The organism is Microcystis sp. LE19-195.1E, from assembly GCF_027532095.1.
GTDB classification, from domain to species: Bacteria; Cyanobacteriota; Cyanobacteriia; order Cyanobacteriales; family Microcystaceae; genus Microcystis; species Microcystis aeruginosa.
Map to the genome: position 1 here is coordinate 1 of NZ_JAPZSZ010000272.1, position 7,850 is coordinate 7,850.

Below are 7,850 nucleotides of genomic sequence, written 5' to 3' on the forward strand. Positions count from 1 at the left end.
CGCCAGGTCAGCAGTGCTGCCACCACGACCAGGCCCACCGCCAGCCCCAGCCACACGCCGATCCCTTCGAGCGGGGTATAGAAGCCCAGCCAGATCGCGGTGACGAAGCCGATCGCCCAGTACCCGAACACGGCAATGACCTCACCCCACACCCCACACCCCACACCCCACACCCCACTTCCCCATCACCCCACACCCATCCCTAAGCGCCGCAATTCCGGAGATTATATAAAAAAACACCCAGAACAATCGAGGTGATGGACAATACTAAAGGTTGTGTAGGTCATCAGAAAAGCCCTTTCAGGGTAAAATACTATGAAACTAGCGTCACGAGTCAATCAAGTTACTCCCTCCCTTACCCTAGCTATCGACTCTCTGGCCAAGGAAATGAAGAAAAACGGCGAAGATGTCTGTAGTTTTAGCGCCGGGGAGCCAGATTTCGACACACCCACTCACATCAGAGCTGCCGCGAAAAAGGCCCTCGATGAGGGAAAAACTCGCTACGGACCGGCTGCCGGGGAAGCGGGGTTAAGAAAAGCCATCGCCGAGAAATTGCTGCGGGATAATCAACTAGCATACAATGCCGATAATGTCATCGTCACCAATGGAGGTAAACAGTCTCTCTACAATCTGATCATGGCGTTAATTGAAGCGGGGGACGAAGTAATTATTCCCGCACCCTACTGGTTGAGTTATCCTGAAATGGTGACGTTAGCGGGGGGAACATCGGTTATCGTCAACACTAGCCTAGAGAATCACTATAAAATCACCCCTGAACAGCTAGAAGCGGCAATTACACCGAAAACTAAATTATTTGTCCTCAATTCTCCCTCTAATCCCACCGGTATTGTCTATACTCCCGAAGAAATCGCAGCTTTAGCAAAAATTGTGGTTGAAAAGGATATTTTAGTCGTTTCTGATGAAATTTACGAGAAAATCCTCTACGATGGCGCAATTCACCGCAGTATCGCTTCTTTTGGTCCGGAAATCTTTCAGCGCAGTATTATTAGTAATGGTTTTGCTAAAGCTTTCTCGATGACGGGGTGGCGCGTCGGTTACATAGCAGGACCGGTGGAAATTGTCAAGGCCATGACTAAGATCCAAAGTCATAGTACCTCCAATGTCTGCACTTTTGCCCAATACGGTGCGATCGCTGCTTTGGAGAGTTCCCAAGATTGCATCGAGGAAATGGTCAAAGCTTTTAGCGAGCGCCGACAGTATATTTTAGAACGAGTGCGAGCCATTCCCGGACTCAATTGTCCTACTCCCAACGGTGCTTTTTATGTGTTTATCGATATTAGTCAAACTGGTTTAAAATCACGGGATTTTTGTCAGAAACTCCTCGAAACCCAAAAAGTAGCCGCTATCCCCGGTATTGCTTTCGGTGCTGATGATTGTATTCGTCTTTCCTATGCTACAGACCTAAAGACGATTGAAAAAGGATTCGATCGCATTGATCAGTTTATCGGCAGTTTGTAGGATGATTACTTTGTCTGTTAGGGTGAACAAAATTCGCCCTTTTTTTTCGGTTTTAACAGCTTAGGTGAGTTGCTCACCTAGAAGGTGATTCAGGCATATTTGAGTATAATTTTCTATCTCAATTGTTAAGCAAAAATCGACTAAATGTTAAGAGTTCGTAACTATTCTGATTGACTGGTATCACTGGAAATGCCCACGCAAACCACAAAATTGCACAGTTGTCAATAGGGTTTGAGATGCGCTCACCCTGTAAATGAAACAGATCTAGCCCTGAACGGTTACAAATTTTTGTTAACATATTATCCACCGAAGAACCATGAATGTTAAAATCGCTGGCAATTCCCGATCTGAATCTTTACTATATGAGAGCAGTACAACCCAGCCAAACAAAGCCTGTTATTGTCGCTCAATCTTTCCCTGATCCTTCCCGATCAAATCCACCGCCAGGTAACGGTAGTTTCCCTTTAGTGCCGATAGTACTGACTGTTGTGGTTACTTTGATGCTAGTTTCTTTGTGGTCGCAAAAAGACAAAATTATTGGGGGTTTCAAGGCATGGACTGAACCAGAACCAGACTCAGACACGATTCGATCCCAAGAATTTGCTGTTGATATAGAAGTCTCAAATATTCGTACTCAGGATTATTTACGAGCCAATGTACAAGCGACAATTTATGTCTATATTGCCGACACAAAAGAAGACAACCAAAAGGCTAAAAAATTTTTGGTAGAAGAAGACAGTATTTCAACCGTAGCCGTAGAGAAAGCTGTTAAAAAACGCGCCGAAACCGCCTTACGAGGAAGTGCCAGTAAACATACATTAGACTATCTCCATACAAATCGCACAGAGGTGGGAAAAGAAGCTACGACTATACTTGGTAACTGCCTAAATCCTCTAGGATTAACTGTTAGAGACCTAGTTATTGGTGAAATTGAAGAAAGTGCCAACTATACTGCTGACAACTATTTCGATGCCAAGGCAGTTGAAGCTAGGACAAAAGTTATTCAACCGGCAATTCTGGCGACTCGCACAGAAGAGTTAAAGACGGAAGAAGCAATACGAAAACAGGAATTAGATACAGAAGAAAAAATACGAAAACAGGAATTAGAGAAAGGCAGAGATATAAGGCTAAAGGAATTAGAGATAGGGATTGAACTGGAAAATCAAGAGCTTACACATCAAGAAACATCTTTGAAAAATTTAGAAACACTAGAAAAAGTCGAAAAGAGGAAGATTGATCATGATCTAATTATAGAAAAATACCAAAATGAAAAAGAAAAAGAACTACAGGAGGCGATTGAAACCTCTGAATTAGCTTTAAAGAAAAAGCTCGAAATTGCTGAGTTAAAGGACAAAGAAGAGCTAGAATCCCTCAAACACAAAACAGAGATTGAAATTCAACTTAACAAGCTCCTACAAGACACAGACTTAATTGAGAAAAATAAAACGTTTCGCTTAAAACAAGCAACAGTCAATCAAGAAATAGAAACGGGAGAAATTGCTGCAACCATCTCGATTATTAGTAAAGAAAAAGAACGGCTGGAAACAGAAATAGAACGCGCCCAAGCAGAACAAGCTGTTACTACAGCAATTGAAAAAGCCCAAGCAGAACGCCAGAAGCTGCAAGCGGAAATAGCCGCAGAGTCAGTGGAGAACGAAGCCAAAACTATCGAACGTTTGGCAGAAGCAGAAGGTAAGCGTTACCATCTCATACCGGCTACGGATGCCGAGCGCACGGCTAAAATGGTTCGGGAGTTAGCACCTCAATTAATAGAAAATTTACCCCAGGTTGTTGAAATTGCTAAAGCATTAGCTCCCCAAGCGGGGATTTTGGGAGACTCCAATATCTATAATTTTCCCAATGGAAATGGAGAAGAGATTAACAAGTTGATGCTTTCCACCAGTGGTATGTTACTGATCCAATCACTGCTAAATGGTAAGTTAGGAGATTTATTAGGTAAATCGCTCCGCTCTTTGAATAACGATAGCAACAGCGGACAGGATAATTCTGACGGATAAATAACAGCGAGATTGAGTCATCTAAGCCCATTAATCCCTGCCGATAAAACTAACTTTTCAACAGTAAAAAACTGAGTTTTGGATCTAAGTTCATGAACAAAGCAAAACAAAAACCTCCCCTAACATTTCCCCCCTTTCCCAAGACTACTAATTTCATTCTTACTTTTTTATTAGGACTTGGTATGGCTCTTGGCTTTGCTAAGTTAATCAGTTTTACAAGTTTTGCGAGTAACAATGGCACCAAAATTAGCGGTTTGCAAGGTTACTTACAATGGTTCAATGGCATAAATACTATCTATCTAAGTCTGGTATTGGCTGGGGGATTAGGCGGGTTACTTTACTCCATATTGCTTGACGGCGAGTTAGAATTGCCGTCTTGGAGTAAGAAAAATCCCAATAATCTCAACCCCGGCTTTTTGGGAGAAATTTTTGTTGGCATAGGTGGGTCACTTATCGCCTATCAGTTCTTACCCCAGGAACTTAGAAAACCTGGCGATCCAGGCTTGGAAATCACGATTTTTGTCACTGGATTGGTGGGCGGCTACGGTGGTAAAGCCATCCTAGATGCGGCATTAAAGAAGGTAATTAAACGTATAGACACGGCTAATGAAGCCAAAGAGATAGCAGAATCTCAGGCAAAAGAACTCGAAGAAAAAACATACATCCGCAATCTAGTCAACCAGCAGATTCAAGAAGGGCTAAATCAGTCCGAATTATCAGAAATGCAAGAGAAACTTGAATCTGCTACTGATGATGTTAAAGAACGTGCTTTTAATCTTGCCCATGATGCCCGTAGCTTGGGAAGGAGAACTCTAACATTTAAAGATCGGGTCAATAGAACAATTCCGATTTTTGAGGCTCTGGTAGCGAGTGATAACAATAATCCTTCGTATAATGCAGAGTTAGGTTATGCTTATATCAGTTCACAGCCTCCTGATTTAGACAAAGCCATCTCCTATCTCGATCGCGCCATCGAACTACGAATACCGGGGGCATTAACGGAGGGAGATAGCTGGAAGTATGAAATGAATCGGGCGATTGCCCGAATTGGCCTTGGCAATTCTCAATCAAGGGATGATATCCTAAAGGATTTGTTTGCTGTTGAGCAGAGGAAAGAACTAGCGCAAGCTATTGACGAGTATGAAAGGGATGGAGTAGATGGGGGAAATAATTCCATAAAAAACTGGCTGATCCAAAATCAAGATTGGGTAAGTCAACAGACTAACGGGAAAGCCTTACTTGATAAAATTCAACTTTCTGCGGTGGCGAAACCTGTCACCTCAACCTTATCAGTAACCCAGAATCGGGCAGATTTGGTCGCTGCCCCCCCCAATACAAAGATTAAAGCAACCATTAAAACCTATCTGAAAAAGCAACCCATTGATTCATCACAACTCGGTGAAAACGAGAAAAAAGAAGTTCCCGTGGGTACAGAGTATAAAATCCTCAAGCATTCACAAGAATCTAATGGACATTGCCTCGTTGAATTAGACTACGGCCAGGGAATTTGGTATATTTGGTCAGATCACTGGTACTTACCTTGGGAAGACAAAATACTATCATCTGTTCCCCAGTCCAGTAAAAATGGTTCAGCGCGGGAAGCCATTGACCAATTATCAAGAATGTCTGCCATCTCCTCAACAAATAGAGGAACCCTCAAAGCCGCAGCCACCCGCTCAATTCAAAGATCAGCTACAACCACAAAGGTAGAACCCGAAAATTGGCTCATTGCGCCCCCCAATACCATCATCAAGGCAACTACTAAAACCTATCTGAAAAAGCAGCCTATTGATTCATCAGACCTCGGTGAAAACGAGAAAAAAGAAGTTCCTGTGGGCAAAGAATACAAAGTCCTCAAGTATTCAGAAGAAATTGACGGACATTGCCTAGTGGAGTTAGACTACGGTGCTGGCACTTGGTATCTTTGGTCGGATCATTGGCATTTACCTTGGCAAAAATCTAGCAAAGACAATGGCCTATCACCTGTATCCGCGTCAGAATCAATTCAGCATCAAGGCGTTAATCTTGTCACTCGTCAGCAAGCTGAGTCTGTCTATGGACGTAAAATGAGTGATAAACAATTCAATGACTTAAACTCTTGTTTACAGCGATTTGAAATTAATACAGTGCCACGAATTAGACATTTTCTCAGCCAAACAGCCCATGAATCAGGAGGACTGCGTTGGATGGAAGAAATTGCCAGTGGTAGTGCTTATGAAGGTCGCCGAGATTTGGGAAATACCTCTCCCGGTGATGGTCGTAAATATAAAGGTGCTGGTGTTATTCAATTAACTGGACGGCATAATTATCAGAAATTTGCAGACTTTATCAAGGATCAAAAAGTCATGCAGGGACATAGCTATGTTGCTCAAGTTTATCCTTTTACCAGTGCTGGATTTTGGTGGAAGAATAATAACATGAATGCTCTTTGCGATCGGGGTGGAACTGTTAAAGAGGTAACAAAAAAAGTTAATGGTGGTTATAACGGACTATCGGATCGTCAGCGTTATTACGATAAAGCTTGTCAAGTTATCAAACAATTACCTTCTACACCTTTACATACGGAAGAGTTAGCCGCAAAGCCTGAAACAGGCAAGGCAGCGACAGAATCTAGCGATCAGGTTAGCAAAGTCGAAGTGGTTAGGGAAATGCCCAAAATTTTGACTCCGAAAGATGTAGATTGGAGTGATATGTCCACCCATTTAACCCCCCATTTCACTCTAGGAGAAAACTTACGAAACGACCCCCGACGCATTCCGCACGACACCACTTTGCAAAATAACATACTCACGATTATGCGAGAGTTGGAGAAGATTCGCACTGACTACGGTAAGCCCATTATCATCACTTCTGGGTATCGCCCTGAGCAAATCAATCGTGCTGTGGGAGGGGTAAGTAACTCGCAGCATATCCGAGGAACTGCGGTCGATATTTGCCCTGCTCATGGAGATGTGTTTGAATTTCAAAAGTGGGTAGATCAACACTGGTATGGTGCCTTGGGTTGGGGGGCAAAAAAGGGCTTCGTTCATATTGATTGTCGCAATGGAAAGGGATGGAAAACGGGAGGCGAAAAAGGTGTCAGATGGAACTATTGATGCCATGTAAAACTTTATAAATACACCCTTAGGAGGATGCTTAAATGACAATCACAACCATCGGCAGAGTACCGATTACGGAACCCGGACCATTACTCGATCCATTCCTTAAAGATGATAATGCTTTAATTGCTGCTGCCGAAGATTTTACAGTCTCTATAAATACTATTTCACATCAACTTTATAGTAAGTATAGAGAAGAGTATAAAGCTGGACAATGGGGTAATGATTATTTTGCTGTAATGAGTCAGATAGGATTAGGAGATATAGAAAAACCTATCATTAAAGCTCACTACCTCAATCACATTAATAATATGAATAGACTGACCCATGATTTACTTACTACTTGGGCAGAAAATGTAGCGATTATTGAAGATTTCCAAAAAGACAAGAAAACAGAAAGACTATATTTATCATTCAGTAGTTTTTGTCAGGGATTAGGAGACTCAAAATTAGATCAAGTGACAGGAGCATTACAAGAAGTTGTTCGTGAAGTAGGCGGCACTTTTCCCATTCTCGTTCCTTTTACAGCTTTAGGAACAGCAGCTTTAGAAGGAGTTAATAATATTCTCAAAACCATACTAGATGCGGAATTTAGGCCTCAAGTAAAAACTGTAGAATTTGCTTTTTATCCCGGCGATCAGAACCGCCTTCCTAACATTGGTGAAGCTCCCTTACAGACAGGAGCATTTGCCTTTTTCTTTGAAGAAGTTGAATTAGAATCCCTACAAATGGAACGGAATGGTACTATTACTTCAACTCGTAATGAACCAGTAAGTCCCTACATTGTTGTTAATATCAAAAAAGGAATTACCTTGGCACCGGGTCAAATTGAGAAACACTTGGCAACGGAAGTCTTGGAGACTTACAATAAATCTTATGGCAATCAACTCAATGTCGGAAATATATCTGGCAGTTATTTTAGTGCTTTAGAAGAACTAGGTAAAACAATACGCTTATCGACAGCTACACAACGATATTTTGAGTTGAGAGGAAAAGGAGACCAACTCACTGAAAGTGAAACACAACGCCTGCAATCCTTATATACCTACTTAAAAGAAAATTTAATCGGTTTTGATTAAACGATTAATCCTGCCTTGACATCCTCACCGCCGTAAACGGACGGTGATTCCCAAACCTCACGATTTAGGTTTCTGCTTCTTTCCCGAAGGATTTTTCGCACCTGCCTTAACAGATTTACTCTATTCTGGTCTTATAGTCGCTCTACAGACTGACACCGCAAGCCCTGCGGCCAAAA

General features: G+C 42.2%; 4 protein-coding genes and 1 pseudogene. All 5 read left to right on the forward strand.

Features of this window, described 5'->3' with window-relative positions; all coding sequences use genetic code 11:
- Nucleotides 1-206, forward strand: a pseudogene (locus tag O9300_RS15280) (hypothetical protein); the annotation flags it as partial.
- Between the two features lie 109 nt (nucleotides 207-315).
- Nucleotides 316-1,479: a pyridoxal phosphate-dependent aminotransferase gene (locus O9300_RS15285; protein WP_287738559.1), complete on the forward strand. Its 1,164-nt coding sequence runs from the start codon at nucleotides 316-318 to the stop codon at nucleotides 1,477-1,479.
- Nucleotides 1,480-1,799: 320 nt separating this feature from the next.
- On the forward strand, nucleotides 1,800-3,497 hold the full coding sequence (locus O9300_RS15290) for an SPFH domain-containing protein (protein ID WP_287972537.1): 1,698 nt from the start codon (nucleotides 1,800-1,802) through the stop codon (nucleotides 3,495-3,497).
- Nucleotides 3,498-3,589: 92 nt separating this feature from the next.
- Entirely contained in the window at nucleotides 3,590-6,592 is a 3,003-nt protein-coding gene (locus O9300_RS15295) for a D-Ala-D-Ala carboxypeptidase family metallohydrolase (protein WP_287972539.1), read from the forward strand.
- Nucleotides 6,593-6,636: 44 nt separating this feature from the next.
- The gene (locus tag O9300_RS15300; RefSeq protein WP_287972540.1) at nucleotides 6,637-7,674 is read left to right on the forward strand and encodes a hypothetical protein; all 1,038 of its coding nucleotides are present in this window, start codon (nucleotides 6,637-6,639) and stop codon (nucleotides 7,672-7,674) included.
- The last annotated feature ends 176 nt before the right edge of the window (nucleotides 7,675-7,850 follow it).

Coding starts and splice junctions, on each gene's coding strand:
- O9300_RS15285 (WP_287738559.1), top strand. CDS start 316: ATGAAACTAGCGTCACGAGTCAATCAAGTTACTCCCTCCCTTACCCTA.
- O9300_RS15290 (WP_287972537.1), top strand. CDS start 1,800: ATGTTAAAATCGCTGGCAATTCCCGATCTGAATCTTTACTATATGAGA.
- O9300_RS15295 (WP_287972539.1), top strand. CDS start 3,590: ATGAACAAAGCAAAACAAAAACCTCCCCTAACATTTCCCCCCTTTCCC.
- O9300_RS15300 (WP_287972540.1), top strand. CDS start 6,637: ATGACAATCACAACCATCGGCAGAGTACCGATTACGGAACCCGGACCA.